Below are 21,705 nucleotides of genomic sequence, written 5' to 3' on the forward strand. Positions count from 1 at the left end.
CGTGACATGCACCACCCGCGATCAGCGGATAGGAGTCCGCTCCACCGCACCTGGTTTGAGGAGTAACGCGATGAACACCACTCCCACCGCCTCTTCCGAGGCAGCGTCGGAGCAGATGCTTCCGTCCGAGATGCGAGCTGTCGTCGTTCATGGTCCCGGCGACTACAGGATCGAGCAGCGCCCCGTTCCGGTACCGGAAGCAGGCGAACTCGTGCTGAGGACCGACGCCGTCGGTGTGTGCGCTTCCGACCTGAAGTGCTACCACGGGGCCGAGAAGTTCTGGGGTGGCGAGTACAAGCAGGCGTGGGCCGAGACCAACCGCATCCCGGGCCATGAGTTCGTGGGCACAGTGGTTGCCGCCGGTGAAGGCGCCCTCGCGTCCCGAGGCGTCGAGCTGGGTGACCGGCTCGCGTGTGAGCAGATCGTGCCCTGCGGTGAGTGCTTCTACTGCGGCCGTGGGATCTACTGGATGTGCGAACCCCACGACATGTTCGGGTTCAAGGGTTTCGACGGAGCCATGGCGGAGTACGTTCTCGTTCCGTCCCGGGCGCTGGTCCACCCGGTTTCGTCCGCCCTGCCCGGACACTTCGCGGCTTTCTCCGAGCCGCTTTCGTGCGCGATGCACGCCGTGGAACGGGCCAGCATTCAGTTCGAGGACACCGTCGTCGTCGCCGGAGCCGGACCGATCGGACTCTCCGCCATCGCGGGGGCGCGGCAGAAGAACCCGATGCGCATCATCGCCCTGGACATGGTCGACGCCAAACTCGAGCTCGCCCGGGACTGTGGTGCCGATCTGACCGTCAACATCACCACCGGGGACCCCGTTGCCCGCGTCAAGGAACTGACGGGCGGATACGGCGCCGACGTCTACATCGAGGCGACCGGGCACCCCTCAGCCGTGGCCCAGGGCATCAACCTGCTGCGCAAACTCGGCCGCTTCGTCGAATACTCCGTGTTCAACGAGAAGGTCTCGGTCGACTGGTCCATCATCTCCGATGACAAGGAGCTCGACGTACTCGGCGCCCACCTCGGTCCGCACTGCTGGCCCTCAGCGATCAAGCTGATCGAAGCCGGTGCGCTGCCCTTGGAGCGCGTGTGCACCCATCAGTTCCCCCTCGAGCGCTTCCAGGACGCTCTGGACGCCGTCGCGGACTCCTCTGGAGAGTCCGTCAAAGTCTCGATCCTGCCCAACGGGCCCATCCCCGCAGGCACCGCCAACAACCTCGTCGGGGGTGTGCCGGCATGAGTGATACCTCCCAAGCGCCGGTATCCGCGCAGCAGGAGGCGGAGCGCGACAAGGGCGCCGGGAGCGGAGAAGGCACGCGGCCGACCTCCCCGGGGCCGCGGCGCAGAACCTCGCGGACGCGGCGCCGCGTCGTGATCGGTGCGCTCCTGACGGTCCTGGTGGTCGCGATGCTGGCGAACACCAGGTTCCTCACCCCGGCGGAGGTCGACGAACTGACCTCCGATGACTTCGATCCGGCGGTCACCGCCGATGAGCTCTTCGAGCAGGCACGGACCGAACTTCTCGCCGACCCGTCCGAGCTCGGCGCGGTGGCCGCGGCGCTGGCCGAAGATCCGGATGCTGCCGCTGATGAATTCGACGCAATGGAGCCGAGCGAAGAGACGACCGCCTTCGCCGTGAGGGCGACGGGTGCTGTCGAAGAGGCGGACGACGAAACCCTGACGCTCGATATCGAAGACGTCGACACCGGACAAACCGTCACCGTGCCTCTGGGCAACGCCCTGGACGGAGGCCTGATTCGCAACGTCACCGGCTACGAGTTCGGCGATGCTCCAGGGCAGACCGAATACCAGCAAGTCGGTAACGAACTGAGCGCGCTGATGCTGACCAACGTGCAGGAGGCGTTCGGTTCCGACCCCGGCGCGGCGCAGGGAGAGCAGATCAGCATCGAAGGCATCCTCAGCTACGCCGGTTCCGATGCCGACGCGGCCGCGCAGCGCCCGCTCATCATCCAGCCGCTGGACGTCGGAGCCGACTCATGAGTGCCGTTGTGCCGCCCCCTCCCGCAGCCGTGGCAGAGCGGTCCGCGCAGACCCGTTCGGGCGATGTCGTCCTGCGCGCGGTCGATATCAGCAAGACCTACGGGGTCACTCGTGCCCTCAAGGGCGTCAACTTCGACGTCAGCGCCGGAAAGGTCACGGTTCTCTTCGGTGAGAACGGTGCCGGCAAGTCGACGCTGATGAAGATCCTCTCCGGCGTCGAGCAACCGACCGCCGGGCACCTCGAGCTCGACGGGGAGAAGATCGAGATCTCTTCCACCACGGATGCCGTGGAGAAGGGCATCGCGATCATCCATCAGGAACTGAACCTGAATCCGAACCTCAAGGTCAGTGACAACATCTTCCTGGGGCGCGAGATCGCATCGGTCCGCGGAATCCACTACGCGGACCAGGACCGGGTGACACGGGAGCTGATGAAGCGGCTCGAGGAGCCGATTTCGCCCGACACTTTCGTGCAGGACCTGCGCGTAGGGCAACAGCAGATCGTGGAGATCGCCAGGGCCCTGTCCACCGACGCGCGCATCCTCATCATGGATGAGCCCACGTCCGCGCTGAGCGCGGCCGAGGTCGAAGTGCTGTTCAAGATCATCCGAGAACTGCAGCGCCAGGGCGTAGCCATCGTCTACATCTCCCACCACCTCGAGGAAGCCCTCGAGATCGCCGACTACGCGGTGGTCTTCCGTGATGGGGACCTGGTGGCCACCGAGGAGGCCTCAGCCGTCGATCTGGGCTGGGTCGTGCGCCAGATGGTGGGCCGTGAAGCGGACTACGACTTCCGCGATGAGACTCGTGAGCACGGGGAGGTCGCGCTCTCCGTCCAGGACGTGACGGTCGCCGACACGGTACGCGGCAAGTTCCCGGTCGACCATGTCTCACTGGACGTAAGAGAGGGAGAGATCGTCTGCCTCTTCGGTCTGATGGGCGCGGGAAGAACCGAGTTGATGGAAGCGCTCTGCGGACGGGACGAGCTAGCGGGTGGCCGAGTGCTGCTCGCCGGACGCGACCTCGCGGGCCAGAACATCGCCGATCGCATCGACCTCGGTATGGGGCTCGTACCCGAAGACCGGCAGCGCGACGGGCTCATCCAGATGCAGACCGTCGGTAAGAACATGTCGCTCGCGAGCCTGAGCTCCTGGGTGCGGCGCGGATTCATCGCCGTGCGCGATGAGATGCGAGGCGTCAAGGACCAGATGAAGAGGATCGGGGTCAAAGCCGAAGGGCCCGAGACACCGATCACTGCCCTCTCCGGCGGGAACGCCCAGAAGGTCGTCATCGGCAAGCTGCTGATGTCCCAGCCACAAGTCCTACTACTGGACGACCCCACACGCGGCGTCGACGTCGGAGCCAAGGGCGAGATCTTCTCGCTGTTGTTCTCCCAAGCGAAGAAGGGGCTCGCGGTCCTCTTCGTCACCTCCGACGTCGGCGAAGCGCTGAACGCCTCACACCGCATCGTCGTCATGGACCGCGGCCGGGTGGTCACAGAGTTCGACCCGCGCAACGCCACACGCGAAGAAGTGATGGCGGCCGCCGAAGGCAGCGGCGGTAAAGCAGCAGAGCCGGCCACGACAGAAGAAGGGGGACCACGATGAGCGCAGCGACCACGCCGGAAAAGACATCGGGCTCCAAGATCAACCTCGGCGCCTTCTTCATCGAGGCGCGCGCCCTCGTCGCGCTGGCGATCATCATCGTGATCTTCGCGTCGATGAGCGATACCTATCTCTCGGCCGGCAACCTCGTGACGGTCGCCAAGGATGTCGCCTTCAACGCCATCATCGCCCTCGGGATGCTGATGGTGATCCTCCACTCGGGCATCGACCTTTCCGTCGGTTCCACGGTCGGACTCACCGGTGCCGTGGCCGGCAACCTGTTCCAGGGGGTCCATCTGCCCCTGACCGACGCGGTCATGTATCCGTCAACCTGGGTGATCATCGTGATCGCCGTCGCCGTCGGGATGTTCGTCGGCTGGGTCAACGGCTTGTTGATCGCCCGGCTGAACCTTGCTCCGTTCATCGTCACGCTGGGCATGCTCTACGTCGGTAGAGGTCTGACCCAGGTACTGCTCGGTGGCACCAACATCACCAATGAACTCCGGGGCCAAGAGGAGTTGGGCAACACCGGCTTCTTCGACGTCTTCGCCAGCAGCCCTCTGGGCGTGCCGATCTCCGCATGGGTGATGATCGCGATGGCCGTCGCGTTCTCCATCATTCTGACGCGCACCCCCTTCGGGCGCTGGCTGTACGCCATCGGCAGCAACGAGCGCGCTGCGGCGCTCTCCGGCGTACCCGTCACTCAGGTCAAGACCAGGGTGTACGTGCTCACCGGACTGTGCGCGGGCATCGTCGGGATTCTGCAGATCGCGAATATCCGTTCATCGACTGCGGACCTCGGCCAGTTCTACGAGCTGAACGCCATCGCGGCAGTGGTCATCGGCGGCGCAGCCCTTTCCGGTGGCCGCGGAACGGTGCGCGGCACCATTATCGGCGCCTTCGTCATCGGATTCTTGACCAACGGGCTCGTGATCGTCGGTGTCTCGCCCTTCTGGCAGACCGTCATCACCGGTGCGGTCATCATCCTGGCTGTGGCCGTCGACCAGATCCAGCAGATCCTGCAGCGCCGACAGGCACAGGCGCGCGCCGTCGCCGAAGCCAGACGGGAATCCGAGAAGAGTCTCGCCGGGGCTGGCGCCGGGACCGGAGGCCGTGAGGGCCCGTCCTCGAAATCGACATCGTAGTTACCGTCGTTGCAAGAAGAGAAAAAAGGGGAGACCCATGTACCGGAAATCGATGGCAGCGATCGCGGCCACCGCGTTCGTTCTCACCGGATGCGGGAGCGACGGCGGGGGAGGCGCTGAGGGCGGCGGGGAAATCGCCATCATTACCGTTGACCCCTCGAACCCCTACTGGGCCGCCGAGGTGAACCGCGCGGAAGAGTTGGCCGAAGAGCTCGGATACAGCTACAACGTCGGCGCTCACGAGAACGATCCCGACGAGCAGACCCGACTGATGGAAACCGCCATCAACAACAACGTCGATGGCATCCTCCTCGACCCCGCCGGTGCGGACGAGAGCGTGGCGATCGTTGAGCAGGCCGTCGACGCCGACATCCCCGTCTCCCTCGTCAACGCCGAGATCTCGGAAACCGGCCTGGCGGAAGCCCAGTTCGTCTCGGACAACGCCCAGGGTGCGGCCGAGGGGGCCGAGAGATGGGCCGAGGCCATGGGCTATGAGGGCACCTATGTGGAACTGTTCGGCGAGCCGAGCGACAACAACGCGCCGGTCCGCTCCGAGGGCTACGAGAGCGTGCTCTCCCAGTACCCGGACATGGAGAAGGTCGGTGAGGAGATCGCCAACTGGGACCGCCAAGAGGGCCAGACGGCCATGGAGCAGCTGCTCTCCCGCAACCCGGACATCGACGGTGTGATCTCCGGCAACGACGAGATGGCTCTGGGCGCGATCAACGCCCTTGAAGAGGCCGGGGTCCTCGACGACGTGGAGGTCTTGGGCTTCGACGGGAGCAACGATGCCGCTGAGGCCGTCGCGGATGGCAAGATGGTCGCTTCGGTCCTGCAGCCCATCGACGACGCCACGACCCAGGCCCTCGAGGTCCTCGACGAGGTCATCCGTACGGGGGAGTCGTCACTGGACGGTGAGAAGGTCGCGTTGGACTGCATCCTGATCACCGAAGAGAACGCCGACGACCTTCAGGACTTCGTTATCGAAGAGTGAATCGAACACGCCCTAGTCGCGGTCCGGACGCACATCCGGCAGACCCGGCCGCCCTCTCGCTGTACTACCGGCGAGAGGGCGGCCGGTCCCGTCACGGTAGGTGTGCGGCGATCACATGTCCCGCTCGATCGCTTGGGCGGTGGCCTCATCTGTCACCAGCTGATTCAGCCAACCCGATCGCGCGGCGACAGTGATACTCAGGGTTTTCTCCTGGCCGACGGCCACGGCGATGCGGTGCGGTACGGCGCGAAGCGCGTCGCCGGGCACCCTGACCATGCGCTCGTTTCCCGGGAACGTGACCTCGGCGCCTTCCCGGTCGAAGAAGGCGAGGCAGACATCCCCCACCGACTTGGCCAAGTTGGGGTGGTCACGGGGGACGGAGCGGGAGATGGATTCCCTTGAGAGGGGCGGAGCCCCGACGCCGACGAGTGCGGCCTTCGCCGACCCCCAGTCCTGAACGATCTGCTGAAAACCCGGATCGTCCTGCAAAGCGGTCAGCAGGGCTGGTGACGGCAGCGCGGGGGCGAAGAGGTAATGCGGACGGCCCCCGGAGGTTGAGGTGAACATCCGAACGACCTCGTTCGTCTGGTGCCAGGGGTCCGCCTCGGCTTGCCCACCGACCGTGGGCGCGACGATGACACCGGGGTAGTCGCCCATGCGCTGTTGGGCCAAGGCGTAGGTGGTCACTCCGGAAGCGATGAGCAAGACGTCACCGGGACGCAGGCCCACGCCGCTCAGCGCGTGGCGGGCGAGCGGACCCAATCCCAGGCCCACCCGTTCCGACTGGTCCCCGGGGGCGATATGAACGGCGTCGAGCTCCAGGGCCTCGCGCAGCCGCGCACTCAGCTCTTGGGTGCTCTGGGAACTGGGGCGATGAACGGTGATTTCGACAAGCCCGACAGCTCGCGCCTCCGCCAGCAGGCGACTGACCGAAGGTCTCGAAACGCTGAGCTGTTCGGCGACCTCTGCCTGAGTCGCACCTTGCTCGTAATACAGCTGCGCGGCGCGATAAAGACGCTCGGGGTCTGTGTCGGGTCCGTTGCCTGCGGAAACATCCATCGTCATCGAGCTCTCATGAATTGTCGGTGGCCGAATCGACGTGCTGGCACGGAGCTCTCCTCATCATCTGTGCACGGTCCAGCACAGTTTAGATGAACCCGTGAACATTTGTGCCTTGATTCAGTGCAGTGGCTGAAGTGCTGGAGCACGCGGCCACGGCATCGTCGGGGTGCGGGAAACAGCCCGTTGGGCCCTTGCTTCAGGTCTTGGACACGCTGTACCCGACACGGACCGGGAGGAGGCGGGAACCGGGGAACCAGCGCCAAGGCCGCGCAAGGGGCTCCGGCGCACACATTGACCGGCCGCGACAGCCGACCCGCCTCAGCGCTGACGAGAGTGGCGGTCACCGGCCACCAGGCCGACAGCTGAATCTGGGCAGCACGAAGCTGGCACAAGCTGGACTCCCCCGATACAACAAGTCAACCGGGTCTGCCTCCGTCGTGCCAGCCCCGGATCCTGGCCTGTGGACAACCCCCCGCTTCCCCCTCTGGGCGGCCTTTCCTCTGAACGGTCCTTCTTCCGGACGGCTCTTCCCCCGGACGGCGCGATTCCTCACGGTGCACCACGCGCGGGCGGCACGGGTCACCGCCCGGCACCCTCAAACAGGGGGTGTGGACCCCCGCCCCGGCGGGCGCAGTTTGGCCGCGGCGTCGCGGAGCAGCCCGGGGGCTAGTCGGCGGTGCAGGGCGGACAGCGCGGGCCACACGACTCTGCCGAGGGCCCGCCGGTAGTGCAGGAAGGTACCCAGTGACACCCCGGCACCGTCGGCCCGGACCACGAGGTTGCCGTTCAGGAACCAGGAGTCGGCTTCGAGTCGGATCCAGTCCTGGCCGCGCCCGGCGATCCGCCATCCGGCGACGGTGTCCCGTGCGGAGCCCCGGCTGAGGCGCAGACCCAGGAATCCGCGCCAGATCAGCCAGGCCGCGAGGTCGGGGTTATCCCCGAACATCGCGCGGGCCCATCCTTCCGGGGGCGCGCTCAGTCCGGTGGTGAGGGTGAACGCGTCGGCGTAGTCGATGCGCGGCAGTGAACTGGCTGAACGGAGGGAGCCGGGGACGGCACTGACCCCCACGGCGCTCTCTACGTGACCGTCTCCCCTGTGCCTCGGGTGTGGAATCGGATCATCCGGCATTGCGCTACCCCCAAATATACGGTGGCGTATATATCGGCTTCGGCTAATCTATACGCTGCCGTATGTGACGTCGAGAGGTGAGGGGCCGCATGGGTGCTGTGCGCACACCGCGTGAGAAGTGGGTCGAGGAGGGCCTCCGCGTCCTGGCCGCCGACGGGCCGGACGCGGTCCGTGTCGAAGCCCTGGCCAAGAGGCTCCGGGTGACCAAGGGCGGCTTCTACGGGTACTTCGCCGACCGGAACGCGTTGCTGGACGCGATGCTGGAGACCTGGGAGCGGGAGAGCACCGACGACGTGATCGACCAGGTGGAGCGGGAGGGCGGCGCCCCCAAGGACCAGGCGTACCGGGCGGGCATGCTCACCTTCTCCGACGACCGCCTCCTGCCCATCGATCTCGCGGTCCGCGGATGGGCCAGGCACGACGAGGCGGTCGCGGAGCGGCTGCGGCGGGTCGACAACCGGCGCATGGAACTCCTGCGCGGGGTGATCGGTACCTTCTGCTCGGACCCCGACGAGGTCGAGGCCCGTAGCCTGCTCGCCTTCTGCGCCGCGATCGGGGAGCACTTCCTCGCCGCCGACCACCCCGGCCGCAGCCGGGCCGACGTCCTGGCCCGCGCCGCAGACCTCCTACTCGATCGTCCTCAGGCCCAGAGCTCCAGTCCGGAGTGTTCGGAACGGCGGGCCTGACAGCACGTGACGGGCCCGCCGGTGACCGGTTCAGCTCCTCTCCCACACCCCCGTCCCTGCGGCCTTGGCCGCGTAGTCCCCGAAATCGCCTGCCGGGCGGCCGAGGGCACGATGGACCCCGTCGGCGGGCTTGGTGTTGCGCCCGTCCAGGACCTGGGTGAACAGCGTGACCAGACCCTGAGCCAGTTCCTCGGGTACGCCTTCAGCCGCGGCCCAGGAGACGTACTCGTCCGGGGTCGCCTTGCGGTAGGCCACGGGGTAGCCCGCCGCGTCACCCAGGACCTTTCCGGCTTCGGCGAAGGTCAGCGCCCTCGGTCCGGTCATCTCGTACAGCTCGCCAGCGTGTCCTTCTTGGGTGAGGGTCCGGACAGCGGCCTCCGCGACGTCGTCCAGGTCCACGAACGGCTCGGGCACGTCCGCCACGGGCAGGGCGAGCGTCCCCGAACGAACCCCGTCCAGAAAGAAGTACTCGGAGAAGTTCTGCGCGAAGAAGGAGCAGCGCAGCACGGTCAGGGCGGGGAAGACGGACCGGACCACCTCCTCGGCGCGCTGGGCCTCCGGCTCGCCGCGGCCGGACAGCAGCGCCATCCGGCGCACCCCGTGCCCGGCGGCCCGTGCCGCGAAGGCCGAGACGATGTCGGACGCCCCGGGGAAGGCGAGGTCCGGATGGTAGCAGAGGTAGACGGAGTCGGCCCCCTCCAGGACGGTGTCCCAGGTGTCGGGGGAGTGCCAGTCGAAGGGCGGGGTGCCGGACCCCGGGTGGCCCGCCCTGGAACCGACCCGGTGCTCGATGCCGAGCTGGGTCAGCAGTCGGGTGACGCGGCGCCCGGTCATCCCGGTTCCGCCGGTGACGAGGACTCGCCGAGTGGTGCTGTGTGCGCTGCTGTTCGTATCCATGAACCCAGTACAGCGGGAAAGCTCTGGACGGGACATGGTTCATCTGCTGGACTCCATAAGAGAACGTCCACTGTTCGTGCCGTAGCCGGTCCCGGCCCTGTGGGAGGAGACCATGGACCCCCTGGTGCACCTGATCGACGGGCCGCGCGCCCGGGCCGCCTTCACCCTGCGCATCGTGATGGGTCCGCCCTGGGCCATGGACATCCGCGACGGAGCCCCGCTCGCGCTGGTGGTGATCACCGGCGGCCGGGTCTGGCTGCGCCGTGAGGGCTTCGCCCCCGTCCTGACGGGCCCCGGAGACGTGTTGCTCATCCGCGGCCCGGAACCCTACGTGCTCTCGGACCACCCCGACACGGCTCCCGGCACCATCGTCTATCCGGGTAACCGTTGTATGAGCCTCGACGGCCGGGAACTCCACGTGACCATGAGCCACGGCGTCGGGACTTGGGGAAACGACCCCGACGGCACGGACACGATGATTCTGGGCGCCTACGAGGACACCGGCGAGATCGGGCGCCTCGCCCTCGCCGCGCTGCCCCCGCTGGCGGTGCTGCCGGCGGGGGCCGTAGACCCGGCGGTGGTCACCCTGCTCGCCAGGGAGATCACCAGCGCGCGGGTAGCCCAGAGCGCACTCAACGACCGCCTGTTGGACTCTTTGCTGGTCATGGCGGTCCGGGCCTGGCTGGAATCGCACCCGGACACCGCGCCGAACTGGCTCAGCGCCCAGCACGACCCGACCGTCGCCCGCGCCCTGGACCTGGTGCACGAACAGCCGACCCACCCCTGGACCCTGGAGTCGCTGGCGGCGGGGTGCTCGGTCTCCCGGTCCACCCTGGCCACCCGCTTCCAACGCGCGGTGGGCAGCCCGCCCATGACCTACCTGCGCACCTGGCGGCTGAGCCTGGCCTGCGACCTCCTCGTGGCCGAACCCGACCTGGGCCTGGAACCGCTGGCCGCCCGCGTGGGGTACGGGAGCGCGTTCGCGTTCAGCGCGGCCTTCAAGAACCAGCTGGGCACAAGCCCTTCCGAGTACCGAAAGTCCAGGACCGGCACCGCCTCCACCCCGCCGACCGACACCGCCGTTGCCCCGCCGACCGGGGTCGTCGGCTGAGCGCTGTCGCGGTACTCGGTCATTGACCAGAACTGTGCGCACGGGCGGTCCTCCCTGGGGAGCTGGGTAAGGGGTGGGATCCATTCCAGTGAAACCGCAGCGGGCCGCCCGCGCCAGAGGCACTTTCCAGGTTGTGGACAACCGGCTGGAGCCCGCGGACAGGGCACGGCCCGGCCCTCTGCGCAACCCCAGCGGTACACCGCGCGGTGACCCTGCGTCCCGACATGCCACCGAACCGTCACGGACCGGGAGCAAGCGCTATGATTCCGCCGTAGCAGGCAACGGCTCATCCGCGGCGGAGGACGCCCCATGAACGACCGCACCCAGGCTTTCGAAGGTCTCACCGAGAACTACCGGGCCTTCCGCCCCGGGTACCCGGAAGAGGCCCTGGGCACCCTGCGCGACCACGTGCGCGCCGGTGCCTCAGACGCCTGGCCCGACCCGTGGCTCCTCCTCGACGTCGGGGCCGGGACCGGAATCTCCACGCGCGCTCTCCGCGGTGCCTTCGGCCCCGGGCCGCGCGTGGTCGGTGTGGAACCCGGCCACGACATGCGCGATGCAGCCGTTGCGCCCGCCGCGTCCGAAGCCGCAGTGACCGGCGCTGACCCGGCCGAGGGCGACGCGGTCGAGTACGTGGACGCCCGAGCCGAGGACATCCCCTTCCCGGGCGCCTCCGCCGCCCTGGTGCTCACCGCCCAGGCCGTGCACTGGTTCGACCGTCCCGCCTTCTACGCCGAGTCCGCGCGCCTCCTCACCACAGGCGGCACCCTCGCCGTGCTCAACAACAACCGCGACCTCGACGGCAGCGCGTTCACCGACGACCACGAGGACCTGCTGGAGCGCTACAGCCCCGGATACGACCGCTACTACCGCACGTACGACCTGGTCGGTGAAATGTCCGAGACCAGGACCCTGACCGGCGCGACCGAGCACACCTTCCCGTGGGTCCGCGAGCTCACCGTGGACGGCTACCTCGGTATGGCGATGTCCTCCAGCAAGATGGCGGCGGCAACCGAGGAGGCCGGTGCGGACCGGGTCCGGGCCGAGCTCCGGGCCATCGCCGACCGCCACTTCCCAGACGGAGCCGTCCGCGTCCCCTACACCACCCAGCTGGTGGTGTCCCGCAAGTCCTGAACCGGGGCGAACTCCGCCTCCACGTGTGAGAACCACGGCGTGGGTAAGTCTTTCGGAGAGACCGACCCTGGGAGGCGCACCGAGTGGAGATCGTCCTTGCCCTCGCGCACGAACTCGCTGATCCCTCCCGAAACCACCCGCTGGCCCGCCTCATAGGCCTGCTGGCGATCTGTATCCCCCTAGCGTTTTACGTCGGCTACCGGCTCCTGGGCAACGAGCGGGAACGCCGTCGAGACGCCCGGACGGCTGCCGACTGGTCCACCGCAAGCGGAACCGTCCTCGTCGCGAAACCGGTCTGGGCCAGACCGCCCCACGCCGTTCCCGAGCTCGCGGGTAGGGAGCCACAGCCCAAGCTCGACAGGGTCGGGGTCAGGTACGTGTTCGAGGTCGACGGCCAGGAGTACGAGGGGAACACTCCCAACCCCGACGAGCTCACCCGGCGGCGCTGGGGTGCCCACCGCGCCTGGAAGTACGCTCAGCGCCACCCGCCCGGCAGCGAGGTGGCCGTTCGCTACGATCCCGAGGACCCCACCCGCAACTGCGCCGATCCGGCGGCAACCGCTTCCGGGCAGACACAGGAGTAGATCCGAAAGGCACGCATGGAACTCGGCCCGCTCGGCTACCTGATCGTCGCCGTGGCCGTCCTGGCCTGGTCCTACGGCCTTTACCGGATGGTCCGGCGCCAGGTGCGGCGCGAACAGGACCCAGACGACCCCGGCTACGGGCCAGGCGGGCCGCTCCGCGACTGGTGAGGTTTTGCGGGATCCGGGACTCCCGGTGACGTTGGCCGAAGCCGGCCCCGGGAAGACTGCGGCAGATCGGGCCCTGCACCCGGGCCCGGAGCCGACGACGGAGGAACACACCAATGGCGCAGTTGATCGTGCTCGGAGTGACCGACCGGGACACCGCCGAGGAGGCACTCGACATCGCCGCCGACCTCAGCAAACAGGAACTCCTCCACCTGGAGGACGCCGCCTACGCGTACAAGGACGACAAGGGACGTCCCCGCATCCACCAGACCGTCAACCTCACCGGCTACGGCGCCGCGGGCGGCGCGCTGTGGGGCACGCTCATCGGCATGCTCTTCCTGAACCCGCTCCTCGGACTGGCCGTCGGCGCGGGTGCCGGGGCGATCGCGGGCAGGCTCAGCGACGTCGGGATCGACGACGACATGATCAAGGACATCGGCTCCGAACTCCAGCAGGGCAGGGCCGCCGTGTTCCTGCTCGCCGACGACGCCACCATCGACCGCGTCGTCGACGCCTTCCGGCCGCTGCACCCCACGGTCATCCAGACCAACCTGTCCAAGGACAACGAGCACGAGCTCATCGAGGCACTCCGAGGCTAGGGCCCGAGCCCTCTCACGCCGCCGGTGCGGGCCACTCGCACCGGCGGCTCCTCACTTCCGCTTCCGGGTCGCGGACCAGCCCCCGCCGGTACTCACCGGGCGCCTTGGTCAACAACAGAGCCGAGCGTTGCACTCCGCTGAACCCCTCGCCCCGATCATGGATCTTGCGCCCGTACCCGGCCCGCTGGCCAGCGTCGACTCGACGAGGAGAAGTGATGACCGGTAACGGACCCGACCACGCCGATCCCACCGACTTCGCCAACGCGGACCGGGGACTGATCGCCCGGCTTGAGCCGGGGCAGGTCAGAAACGAGGAGGGCCGGGTGGTCTGGGACGCCGACGCCTACGCGTTTCTCGACGGGGAGTGCCCGGACAGCGCCAACCCGAGCCTGTGGCGCCAGTCCCGCCTGTGTGCCAAGCAGGGGCTGTTCAAGGTCACTGAGGGGATCTACCAGGTCAGGGGCCTGGACCTGTCGAACATGACGCTGGTCGAGGGCGACCAGGGCGTCCTCGTCATCGACCCGCTGATCTCCGCCGAACCCGCACGTGCCGGGCTTGAGCTGTACCGCGCGAACCGCGGCGACCGCCCGGTCAGCGGGGTGATCTATTCGCACTCGCACGTCGACCACTTCGGCGGGGTCGGCGGCGTCACGGACGGCACCGTGCCGATCCTCGCACCGTCCGGGTTCATGGAGCACGCGGTGTCGGAGAACGTCCACGCCGGGCCCGCCATGGCCCGCCGCAGCCTCTTCCACACGGGATCCCACCTGGAACCGGGGCCGCGGGGACAGATCGGGCTGGGCCTCGGACAGACCAACTCGAGCGGCACGGTCACCCTCATCGCGCCCAACCGCGACATCACCCGGACCGGCCAAGAGGAGGTCGTGGACGGGGTTCGGATCGTCTTCCAGATGACGCCCGGAACCGAGGCGCCCACGGAGATGAACTTCTACTTCCCCGAACACCGGGCCCTGTGCATGGCGGAGAACGCCACCCACAACCTGCACAACATCCTCTCGCTCCGCGGGGCCCAGGTCCGCGACGCCCGGATCTGGTCGCGCTACCTCGACGAGTCCGTCGAACTGTTCGCGCACGATTCCGACGTCCTGTTCGCCTCGCACCACTGGCCCACCTGGGGCACCGACAACCTGGTCAGGTACCTGAGGCAGCAGCGCGACCTCTACGCCTACCTGCACGACCAGACCGTGCGGATGATGAACCAGGGGTACGTGGGCTCCGAGATCGCCGAACACCTGCAGTTGCCGCCCGGACTGGAGGGGGAGTGGCACACGCGCGGCTACTACGGTTCCGTCAGCCACAACGTCAAGGCCATCTACCAGCGCTACATGGGCTGGTTCGACGGCAACCCCGCCCACCTGTGGGGCCACCCTCCCGAGGAGGAGGCCCGCAGGTACGTCGACTGCATGGGAGGTGTGGACGAGGTGGTGCGCAAGGCGGACGAGTACCGGGGCCACGGGGACCTCCGGTTCGCCGCGACCCTGCTCAACCACGCGGTGTTCGCCGAACCCGGGCACGGCCGGGCCCGAGCAGCGCTGGCCGGGGTGTACGAGCGGTTGGGTTTCGGCTCGGAGAACGGTACCTGGCGCAACTTCTACCTCCAGGGCTCAGCCGAGCTGCGGCGCGGCAAACCGGACCACTCGCCCGACCTGGGCGCCGGTATGACGGCCGCGCTGTCGATGGGCCAGCTCTTCGAGTCGCTCGCGATCCGGATCAACGGCCCCAAGGCCTGGGACACGCACATGGTCATCGACTGGGTGTTCTCGGACCTGGGCACCACGTACCGCACGACCCTCTCCAACGGGGCGCTCACCACACGGGAGAAGCCGCGCCGAGGCGAGCCCGGGCTGGTCGTCACCCTGAACAAGTTCCGGCTGCTGCGGTTGCTCGCGGGCAAGGGGACGGAGGGTATGGCGTTCTCCGGTGACGAGTCGCTCCTGGACCACCTGTTCGGTCTCCTGGACCAGCCCGACCCGAACTTCGACATCGTGACCTCCTGAACGGGCCCCTGAACGGTCAGGGAAGCGCACTCGCTGCCGACGACTGCGCGGCGATCCCGTCCAGGACCATGTCCAGCCCGGTGAGGACCCAGTCTCCGCCCTTCTTCCCGTCGTCCTCATCGGATTCCGGGGAGGAACTGACGAGGGCGGCAACACAGGGGAAGCCGGAGAGGTCCTCGCCGCCGAGCCTCCTGCGCCAAGCGTTCCCGGGGCTCCGGTCCGCGAGATCACCGGTATCACCCAGTCCGCTCGCGCCGCCCGGCCCGGTCTCGTCGCCCAGTGCCATGCGGGCGCTGCCCTGGAGGTAGTGGGTGACGGCCATGATCGCGCGCCCGGCCTGGGGAGGGGTGAGGTCGAGGGGTTCGAGAGCGGTCAGCGCCCACTCCATGGACGCGAGCATGTGCGGACCGGCTGGCGGGGCGACGGTCGCCGCGGCGGTGAGCAGCCAAGGGTGGGCGGTGTACATGGCCCAGTCGTGCCGGGCGAGCAGGCGCATTCGCTCGCGCCAGTCCAGGCCGCCGGGATCGGGGTAGGCGTGCCGGGCGTGGAGGGTGTCGATCATGTCCCGGAGCAGCTCCTCCTTGTCGGAGACGTGCCGGTACAGCGACATCGCGCCGGCGCCGAGCTGCTTGGCGATCCGGCGCATCGACACCGCGTCGAGCCCCTCGCGGTCGGCGAGGCCGATCGCCGCCTCGACGATGCGTTCCCTGTTCAACGCCTGTCCCGCCACACTCACCGCCCGGTTCGCCGTTGCGGTCATGCTAACCCTTGCGTACGGTGTACCCACGTGCATGCGTACACCGTACTCAAGGAGCTGTCGTGACCACTCGCACCCAGCGAACCCACTCCCGGCGGTGGCTCGCCTTAGGCGTGCTCATCGTCCCCGTCCTGCTCACGTCCATGGACATCTCGATCCTCTACATGGCCGTGCCCGCCATCACCGCGGACCTCGCCCCCACAGGAGGGCAGACGCTGTGGATCCTCGACATCTACGGCTTCCTGCTGGCCGGGCTGCTCATCACCGCGGGCAACATCGGTGACCGGATCGGACGGCGGCGCCTCCTGCTCCTCGGCTCCGCGCTCTTCGGCGCGGCCTCCTTGGCCGCCGCCCTCTCCCCGACCCCCGAGGCGCTGATCGCCGCCCGCGCCCTCATGGGGGTCGGCGGGGCCACCCTCATGCCGTCCACGCTCGCGCTGATCCGCAACATCTTCACCGACCCTGCCGAACGCACCCGGGCCATCGGGCTGTGGACCGCGGGCTTCGCCGGAGGGGCGGCGCTCGGCCCGATCGTCGGCGGCGCCCTGCTGGAGTTCTTCGCCTGGGGATCGGTCTTCATGATCAACGTGCCGATCATCCTCGCCCTGATGGCGGTGGGCGCCCTGGTGCTGCCCGAGTACCGGGACGAACGCGCCGAGCGCCTCGACGTGCCCAGCGTCCTGCTCTCCTTCGCTGCCGTCCTGCCCTTGGTGTGGTCGGTCAAGACCGCCGCGGAAGCGCTCGCCGTCTCTCCGGCCAGCGCGGCGGCCCTGGCAGTCGCCCTGCTCGCCGGGGCGGCCTTCGTCCTGCGCCAGCGCCGCCTGGCGGTACCACTCGTGGACGTGTCGCTGTTCGCCAACCGGCGGTTCACCGGCGCGGTGCTCGCGGGCGCACTGATGATGTTCTCCCTCGTGGCGATGATGCTCCACACCGCCCAGTTCCTCCAGCTGGTCCAGGGCTTCTCACCCCTGAACGCCGCGCTCATGCTGCTGCCGGTCCTGGCCGGGGTGGCGGCGGCCTCGGCGTCCGCGGCCACGGCCGCCCGACTGTGGGGTCACCGGACGGTGTTCGCGGGCGGAGCCCTAGTCTCGGCCGGTGGCATGCTCACACTCGGCCTCGTACCGGCTGACCCGCCCACCTGGTGGGTTCTGGCCGGGGGAGCGCTAGTCGGCATGGGCGTGGGCCCGGTCGTCGCCCTGGCCGTGGACGTGGTGGTCGCCGCCGTCAGCCCCGCACGGGCAGGCGCGGCCTCGGCGGTGTCGGAGACCGCGAACGAGTTCGGTGCCGCGCTGGGTATCGCGGTCCTGGGCACGGTCAGCGCGGTGTTCTACCGGACCGGGGTCCGGGAACGGCTCCCCGACGATGTCCCAGAGGAGGGGGTGGAGGCGGTCGGGTCCAGCCTCGGCGCGGCGCTGGGGGTCGCCGAACAACTGCCCGACGCGGCCGCGGCGAGCATGACGGCCTCGGCGCGGGAGGCGTTCGTCGAGGGGATGTCCGCCACCGGCCTGACCGGTGCCGCACTCCTGCTCGCCTTGGCGGTGGGGCTCCTCGTGCTCCTGCGGCAGCGTTGAGTGCGGAGGGCCAAGGGGGTTCCGCTCAGCTGCGCACACGCAGGCGGCGGAGCATGCGGGCGTCCTGGAAACCCACCGCCCGGGCTGCCGACTCCACCGTCGCACCGCCACCGATCAGCTGCTCGGCGCGCTCCACCCGCAGACTCTGCTGGTACCGCAGCGGAGTCAGGCCCGTGGCCCGGGTGAAGGCCCGGGTGAGTCTGCCGGTGCTGGGAACTGTGCTCATACCCGAACCTTCCCAGCGGTCCGGGGCCCGGGCCAGGCACGATCCCGGCCCCTACCGGACTGATCCGGTCACAAGTCCAGGGACCAGTACTGGCCGACGAGGTCATGCCCGAAACTGTGGTGGGGCTCCTCCTCCACCAAGGTGAATCCGGCTTCCTGGTAGATCCGTCGCGCCGACGCCAGGACGTCGTTGGTCCACAGGGTCATCCGCTTGTAGCCCTGTTCCCGCGCGTAGGACAGGCAGCGTTCCACGAGGGCGGAGCCGATCCCCAGGCCGCGTGCCCCAGGGGCGACCAAGAGGAGCCGGAGGCGGGCGGTGCCGGGTTGGCCGTCGGGAACACAGAAGACACTGCCAGCCCGTGCCCCGTCCGCCTCCGCGATCCACGCCGCGCCGGTGGCCGGGTCGAAGTCCGCGACGATCCTAGCGACCAGGGCCTCGTAGGTCATGTCCCAGCCGTACTGCTCCGCGTACGCCTCGCCGTTGACCTTGACCACCCATCCCAGGTCGCCGGGGGCTCCGAGCGGTCGGATCCGAGTCTTCACAGCGCCCTCCAGGATACTGACACGACTGTTTCAGTGCTCCTAGACTAGGCGCGTGCCCACCGACGGATCAAGCCCCTCACCGCGCCGGAACCACCTGCTGGAAGCGGCTTACCGATACGCCCTCGACCACGGGCTGGCCGACTTGTCCCTGCGCCCCCTCTCCGCCGCCATCGGCACCAGCCCGCGCGTACTGCTCTACCTGTTCGGCAGCAAGGACGGGCTCGTCCGCGAACTCCTCGGACGCGCCCGCGCCGACGAGCTCGCACTCCTGGAACGGCTGCCCCGCGGCACCGACCTGCCGGAGACCGCGGCCCGGGTGTGGGGGTGGCTGACCGCCGAAGAACGCCAGCCCCTGCTGACCCTGTGGGTGGAGGGCTACGCCCGTTCCCTGGTCGCCCCCCAGGGGCCCTGGGCCGACTTCGCCGCCGCCACCGTCCGCGACTGGCTGGAGGTCCTGGCCCGCTCCCAGCCCGACCCGGACACGCCCGAGGCGCTCGCCCAGCGCACCCGAGCCCTCGCCCTCCTGCGCGGAGCCCTGCTCGACCTTCTTGCCACCGGCGACACCGACCGCGTGACCCGGGCCGTCCAAGCCGACCTGGCCGACCTGGCGGACCAGTCTGGTCGAGCTGGGCGCTCTGGCCGGGCCGACCAGTGACACCCGCTCGGTCGAACCCGGGCAGGGGCCGGGGACCGTCCAGGGGCCCGGGTGCCGCTCCCTCCGCGGGCTCAGCCGAGCCGCTTCTTGAAGCCCACGTGGCTGGCCTCGTAACCCAGGTGCTCGTAGAAGCGGTGGGCACCCTCCCGCTGCGCGTCCGAGGTGAGCTGCACCAGCACGCAGCCGCGCCTGCGTGCCTCGTGTTCGGCCCACTCCAAGAGCTCGGTGCCCAGGCCGCTGCCGCGCTCCCCGCTGTGGACCCGCACCGCCTCCACCTGGGCGCGGGAGGCGCCCTTCCGTGACAGTCCGGGCAGGACCGTGAGCTGGAGGGTACCCACTACGCGGCCGTGCCGACGGGCCACGGCCAGGTACTGGCGCGGGTCGGCGTCGATGTCCTCGAAGGACCTCAGGTACGGGGCCAGGTCGTCGGGGGTCTCCCGGGAGGCTCCCAGGGGGTCATCGGCCAGCATGGCGACGATCGCCGCCACGTCCGTCTTCACGGCGCGTTCGATGGTGAGCATGTTGCCCAAACTAGCTCTCCGCCCCCGCGCGGCCCCGGGCCTGGCCGTCCGGAGGCCGGTCAATTACCGTTGACCCATGGACTCCGAACAGCTCACCGCGCTCACCCGGTCGATCGATAGCGACGATCCACTTGTGGGTCTGGACGCCGTCGTCCAGTTGCGAGGGGAGGCCGAACGGGTCGAGGCCGTCCTCGTCCGTCGAGCCCGCAACCAGGGAACCACCTGGGCCCGGATCGCCGAAGTCCTCGGGGTGTCCAAACAGGCCATCCACAAGAAATACGGGGGCAAGGGCATCCTCCGGTCGGAGAAGTAGCCGGAGCCAGCCAGGGGAGGGTGGGCCGGAGCCGGTCAGCGCAGGGCGGCCACGAACCGCACCATGCGCTCCTCGAACCCTTCCACGTCGCCGAACCACACGCCCACCGAGTCCGCGCCTGAGGCCGCCAGCTCGCGAAAGCGCGCCACCGCGGCCTCGAACTCCTCTTCGCCCCCGGTCCACGCCATCCGCGTTCCAGCGCGCAGGGGGCGCGCGGTGAGCTCGCGCAGCCGGTTGCGGGCCGTGCGGAAGGCCTCGGGTGACGGGTCGACCCCCTGCCACTCGTCGGCCCACTCCGCCGCCCGGCGCAGTGCCGCCTCGGAACCGCCGCCCACCATCAGCCGGATCCGCTCCGGCGGGCGCGGCTCGAACACCCCCTTCTCGTAGGAGTGGAACCGTCCCCGGAAGGGGCCCTCACCCTCGAACAGGTGCCGCAGCAGCTCCAGAGCCTCGTCGGTCCGGGCTCCCCTGGTGGTGAAGTCGGACCCCACGGCCGCGAACTCCTCGCGCGACCACCCCACGCCCACCCCCAGCGTGAAGCGGCCGCCGGAGAGCCGGTCCAGGGTGGCCACCTGCTTCGCCAGGACAACGGGGTCACGCATCGGCAGTACCAGGACCGACGTGCCCAAGCGCACCCGCTCGGTGCGCGCGGCCAGGTACGCCAGGGTCACCAGCGGCTCGTACACACCGCCGAACGTCGTCCCGTAGGGCTTGGGCGGCAGTAGGTGGTCGGGCAGCCAGACGGTGTCCACACCGAGGGCCTCCGCGCGAACTCCCAGGTCCACGAGGGCTGACGGCGGCATCAGGGGTGACTCGTCGGGCAGGACCACTTGGAGGCGCGGTCCGGTCATCGGTTCGGTGAGCTCGCTCATGCGGCGACCGTAGCTCCTGACACCGGTGTGAGGGTCAAGATCCCGCGCGCGTCGTCACGCCGGCCCCGGTCGGCGGGAAGCCCTCAGTCCGACTCTCCGGGCAGGGCCAGGCTGGCGACCAATCCCCGGTGGTCGGTGCCCGCCACGTCCAGGAACTCCAGGTCCGCCACCGCCACCCGCTGGTCCACCAGGATGCGGTCGAGGGCGACCTTGGGCAGCGGTGTGCCCACCGGCCAGGTCCCGGTCAGGCCCAGCCCCAGGTGGTCGGCGGCGTCGGTGTAGCCCCGGTTCAGGACCGCGCGCATCTCCGCGTGGTCGAGGGTGGCGTTGAAGTCCCCGGAGAGGATGCGCAGGGTGTCGTCATCGGACTCGGGCAACGTCCGGAGCCCTTCCTGCCAGAGGGCCATGGTGGAGGGCCGCAGGGGAGGCATCGGGTGGACCGACACCACCTCTAGCGGGAGCTCGGCCCCGGGCACCGCCAAGCCGGCCCTCGGCTGGGCCAGTGAACCGATGTCGTGCCCGAGGTCGCCGAGGTCCGTGAGCGGGTATTCCGAGTGCACGCTGCCGCCGGAGGCCGCCCGGTCGGAGCGGTCCACCGCGTACGGCAGTTCCTCCGCCAACCCGGCCGCCTCGAGCCCCTCGAACAACTCGGGGGTGATCTCCTGGAGTGAGAGGACCTCGACCTCGTGTTCGCGGACCAGGTCGACAACGAGGTCCGGGTCGAGCTCGCCCAAGTGGGCGTTGAGAGTGAGCAGGCGCAGCTGCGGTCCCTCCGCGTCCGTAGGCCCGTCCGCCACCGCTCGGGGCAGGACCACCACTGCCAGGAGCACCCCCGCGACGGCAACGGCCGCCACCGACCACCACTGGCGGAGGAGCGCCGCGCCCACCAACAGTACGGGTGAAAGCAGCAGGGCCAAGGGGACGTAGGCGACCAGCTGTACGAGCGGGAAGCCCCACTCCAGCCCGAACACCCGCACCAGGGCGTACACGAGGGAGACCGCGGCGGCCGCGCGGACCAGGTGGGCCGTCCGCCGAACCAAGCGTGTGCGTCCGTCGCCGGCTGCCTCTGACCCGTTCGTCCTGCGTCCGTCGCCCGGGTCCGCTGGTTCGGCC

At 69.1% G+C, this 21,705-nt stretch carries 24 protein-coding genes; 15 read left to right on the plus strand and 9 right to left on the minus strand.

Translation table 11 applies throughout. The features are described from left to right. Positions 1-70 precede the first annotated feature (70 nt). The 5 genes from ACYVD1_RS05065 to ACYVD1_RS05085 are packed head-to-tail and all read left to right on the plus strand — an operon-like array spanning position 71 to position 5,750. Positions 71-1,246, plus strand: a complete 1,176-nt coding sequence (locus tag ACYVD1_RS05065; protein WP_460768416.1) for a zinc-binding dehydrogenase — start codon at positions 71-73, stop codon at positions 1,244-1,246. After that, complete coding sequence (locus ACYVD1_RS05070) at positions 1,243-2,007, plus strand: DUF2291 family protein (RefSeq protein WP_460768418.1); 765 nt, start codon at positions 1,243-1,245, stop codon at positions 2,005-2,007. The genes ACYVD1_RS05065 and ACYVD1_RS05070 overlap by 4 nt, the downstream gene beginning before the upstream one ends. Then, on the plus strand, positions 2,004-3,614 hold the full coding sequence (locus ACYVD1_RS05075; protein WP_460768420.1) for a sugar ABC transporter ATP-binding protein: 1,611 nt from the start codon (positions 2,004-2,006) through the stop codon (positions 3,612-3,614). The genes ACYVD1_RS05070 and ACYVD1_RS05075 overlap by 4 nt, the downstream gene beginning before the upstream one ends. Continuing rightward, positions 3,611-4,756 (plus strand): ABC transporter permease, encoded by a 1,146-nt coding sequence (locus ACYVD1_RS05080; protein ID WP_460768422.1) that lies wholly within the window; start codon positions 3,611-3,613, stop codon positions 4,754-4,756. The genes ACYVD1_RS05075 and ACYVD1_RS05080 overlap by 4 nt, the downstream gene beginning before the upstream one ends. Before the next feature lie 52 nt (positions 4,757-4,808). After that, positions 4,809-5,750 carry a substrate-binding domain-containing protein gene (locus ACYVD1_RS05085; protein WP_460768424.1) on the plus strand — a complete coding sequence of 314 codons (942 nt, stop codon included), beginning with the start codon at positions 4,809-4,811 and terminating at the stop codon, positions 5,748-5,750. Positions 5,751-5,861: 111 nt separating this feature from the next. Here ACYVD1_RS05085 and ACYVD1_RS05090 read toward each other — a convergent pair whose 3' ends face one another. Beyond that, positions 5,862-6,815, minus strand: a complete 954-nt coding sequence (locus ACYVD1_RS05090; protein ID WP_460768426.1) for a sugar-binding transcriptional regulator — start codon at positions 6,813-6,815, stop codon at positions 5,862-5,864. 592 nt (positions 6,816-7,407) lie between these two features. Then, positions 7,408-7,881, minus strand: a complete 474-nt coding sequence (locus tag ACYVD1_RS05095; protein ID WP_460768428.1) for a hypothetical protein — start codon at positions 7,879-7,881, stop codon at positions 7,408-7,410. A gap of 149 nt (positions 7,882-8,030) precedes the next feature. Between ACYVD1_RS05095 and ACYVD1_RS05100 the strand changes: the two genes are divergently transcribed. Continuing rightward, entirely contained in the window at positions 8,031-8,627 is a 597-nt protein-coding gene (locus ACYVD1_RS05100) for a TetR/AcrR family transcriptional regulator (protein ID WP_460768430.1), read from the plus strand. A 30-nt stretch (positions 8,628-8,657) separates the two neighbouring features. Here the strand turns inward: ACYVD1_RS05100 and ACYVD1_RS05105 are convergent, their stop codons facing one another. Continuing rightward, positions 8,658-9,524: a Rossmann-fold NAD(P)-binding domain-containing protein gene (locus ACYVD1_RS05105; RefSeq protein WP_460768432.1), complete on the minus strand. Its 867-nt coding sequence runs from the start codon at positions 9,522-9,524 to the stop codon at positions 8,658-8,660. Positions 9,525-9,636: 112 nt separating this feature from the next. Between ACYVD1_RS05105 and ACYVD1_RS05110 the strand changes: the two genes are divergently transcribed. The 6 genes from ACYVD1_RS05110 to ACYVD1_RS05135 all read left to right on the plus strand — a co-directional run bounded on the left by ACYVD1_RS05110 (position 9,637) and on the right by ACYVD1_RS05135 (position 15,135). Then, positions 9,637-10,635 carry an AraC family transcriptional regulator gene (locus ACYVD1_RS05110; protein ID WP_460768434.1) on the plus strand — a complete coding sequence of 333 codons (999 nt, stop codon included), beginning with the start codon at positions 9,637-9,639 and terminating at the stop codon, positions 10,633-10,635. A 309-nt stretch (positions 10,636-10,944) separates the two neighbouring features. Next, positions 10,945-11,769 (plus strand): class I SAM-dependent methyltransferase, encoded by an 825-nt coding sequence (locus ACYVD1_RS05115; protein WP_460768437.1) that lies wholly within the window; start codon positions 10,945-10,947, stop codon positions 11,767-11,769. A gap of 83 nt (positions 11,770-11,852) precedes the next feature. Further along, entirely contained in the window at positions 11,853-12,353 is a 501-nt protein-coding gene (locus ACYVD1_RS05120) for a DUF3592 domain-containing protein (RefSeq protein ID WP_460768440.1), read from the plus strand. A gap of 15 nt (positions 12,354-12,368) precedes the next feature. Next, positions 12,369-12,521: a hypothetical protein gene (locus tag ACYVD1_RS05125; protein WP_460768442.1), complete on the plus strand. Its 153-nt coding sequence runs from the start codon at positions 12,369-12,371 to the stop codon at positions 12,519-12,521. Between the two features lie 113 nt (positions 12,522-12,634). Continuing rightward, positions 12,635-13,117 (plus strand): DUF1269 domain-containing protein, encoded by a 483-nt coding sequence (locus tag ACYVD1_RS05130; RefSeq protein WP_460768444.1) that lies wholly within the window; start codon positions 12,635-12,637, stop codon positions 13,115-13,117. A gap of 215 nt (positions 13,118-13,332) precedes the next feature. Beyond that, positions 13,333-15,135 (plus strand): alkyl/aryl-sulfatase, encoded by a 1,803-nt coding sequence (locus tag ACYVD1_RS05135; RefSeq protein WP_460768447.1) that lies wholly within the window; start codon positions 13,333-13,335, stop codon positions 15,133-15,135. A 16-nt stretch (positions 15,136-15,151) separates the two neighbouring features. Here the strand turns inward: ACYVD1_RS05135 and ACYVD1_RS05140 are convergent, their stop codons facing one another. After that, positions 15,152-15,895, minus strand: a complete 744-nt coding sequence (locus ACYVD1_RS05140; protein ID WP_460768449.1) for a TetR/AcrR family transcriptional regulator — start codon at positions 15,893-15,895, stop codon at positions 15,152-15,154. A gap of 59 nt (positions 15,896-15,954) precedes the next feature. On the opposite strand from ACYVD1_RS05140, the gene ACYVD1_RS05145 reads away from it, so the two are divergent. Beyond that, a complete protein-coding gene (locus ACYVD1_RS05145; RefSeq protein WP_460768451.1) occupies positions 15,955-17,463 on the plus strand; it encodes an MFS transporter in 1,509 nt (502 codons plus the stop codon). A 25-nt stretch (positions 17,464-17,488) separates the two neighbouring features. Here ACYVD1_RS05145 and ACYVD1_RS05150 read toward each other — a convergent pair whose 3' ends face one another. Together ACYVD1_RS05150 and ACYVD1_RS05155 are read right to left on the minus strand one after the other, a co-directional pair. After that, a complete protein-coding gene (locus tag ACYVD1_RS05150; RefSeq protein WP_460768453.1) occupies positions 17,489-17,689 on the minus strand; it encodes a helix-turn-helix domain-containing protein in 201 nt (66 codons plus the stop codon). A gap of 68 nt (positions 17,690-17,757) precedes the next feature. Next, positions 17,758-18,231: a GNAT family N-acetyltransferase gene (locus ACYVD1_RS05155; protein ID WP_460768455.1), complete on the minus strand. Its 474-nt coding sequence runs from the start codon at positions 18,229-18,231 to the stop codon at positions 17,758-17,760. A 52-nt stretch (positions 18,232-18,283) separates the two neighbouring features. On the opposite strand from ACYVD1_RS05155, the gene ACYVD1_RS05160 reads away from it, so the two are divergent. Continuing rightward, on the plus strand, positions 18,284-18,886 hold the full coding sequence (locus ACYVD1_RS05160; RefSeq protein ID WP_460768458.1) for a TetR/AcrR family transcriptional regulator: 603 nt from the start codon (positions 18,284-18,286) through the stop codon (positions 18,884-18,886). 71 nt (positions 18,887-18,957) lie between these two features. Here ACYVD1_RS05160 and ACYVD1_RS05165 read toward each other — a convergent pair whose 3' ends face one another. Further along, positions 18,958-19,407: a GNAT family N-acetyltransferase gene (locus ACYVD1_RS05165; RefSeq protein WP_460768461.1), complete on the minus strand. Its 450-nt coding sequence runs from the start codon at positions 19,405-19,407 to the stop codon at positions 18,958-18,960. Positions 19,408-19,483: 76 nt separating this feature from the next. Here ACYVD1_RS05165 and ACYVD1_RS05170 point away from each other — a divergent pair, with 76 nt between their 5' ends. After that, positions 19,484-19,720, plus strand: coding sequence for a hypothetical protein (locus ACYVD1_RS05170; protein WP_460768464.1), 237 nt, complete (start codon positions 19,484-19,486; stop codon positions 19,718-19,720). 35 nt (positions 19,721-19,755) lie between these two features. Here the strand turns inward: ACYVD1_RS05170 and ACYVD1_RS05175 are convergent, their stop codons facing one another. Together ACYVD1_RS05175 and ACYVD1_RS05180 are read right to left on the minus strand one after the other, a co-directional pair. Continuing rightward, complete coding sequence (locus ACYVD1_RS05175) at positions 19,756-20,592, minus strand: TIGR03619 family F420-dependent LLM class oxidoreductase (RefSeq protein WP_460768468.1); 837 nt, start codon at positions 20,590-20,592, stop codon at positions 19,756-19,758. Positions 20,593-20,675: 83 nt separating this feature from the next. Continuing rightward, positions 20,676-21,632 (minus strand): endonuclease/exonuclease/phosphatase family protein, encoded by a 957-nt coding sequence (locus tag ACYVD1_RS05180; RefSeq protein ID WP_460768471.1) that lies wholly within the window; start codon positions 21,630-21,632, stop codon positions 20,676-20,678. Positions 21,633-21,705: the final 73 nt, after the last annotated feature.

It is taken from the genome of Nocardiopsis nanhaiensis (assembly GCF_054778635.1).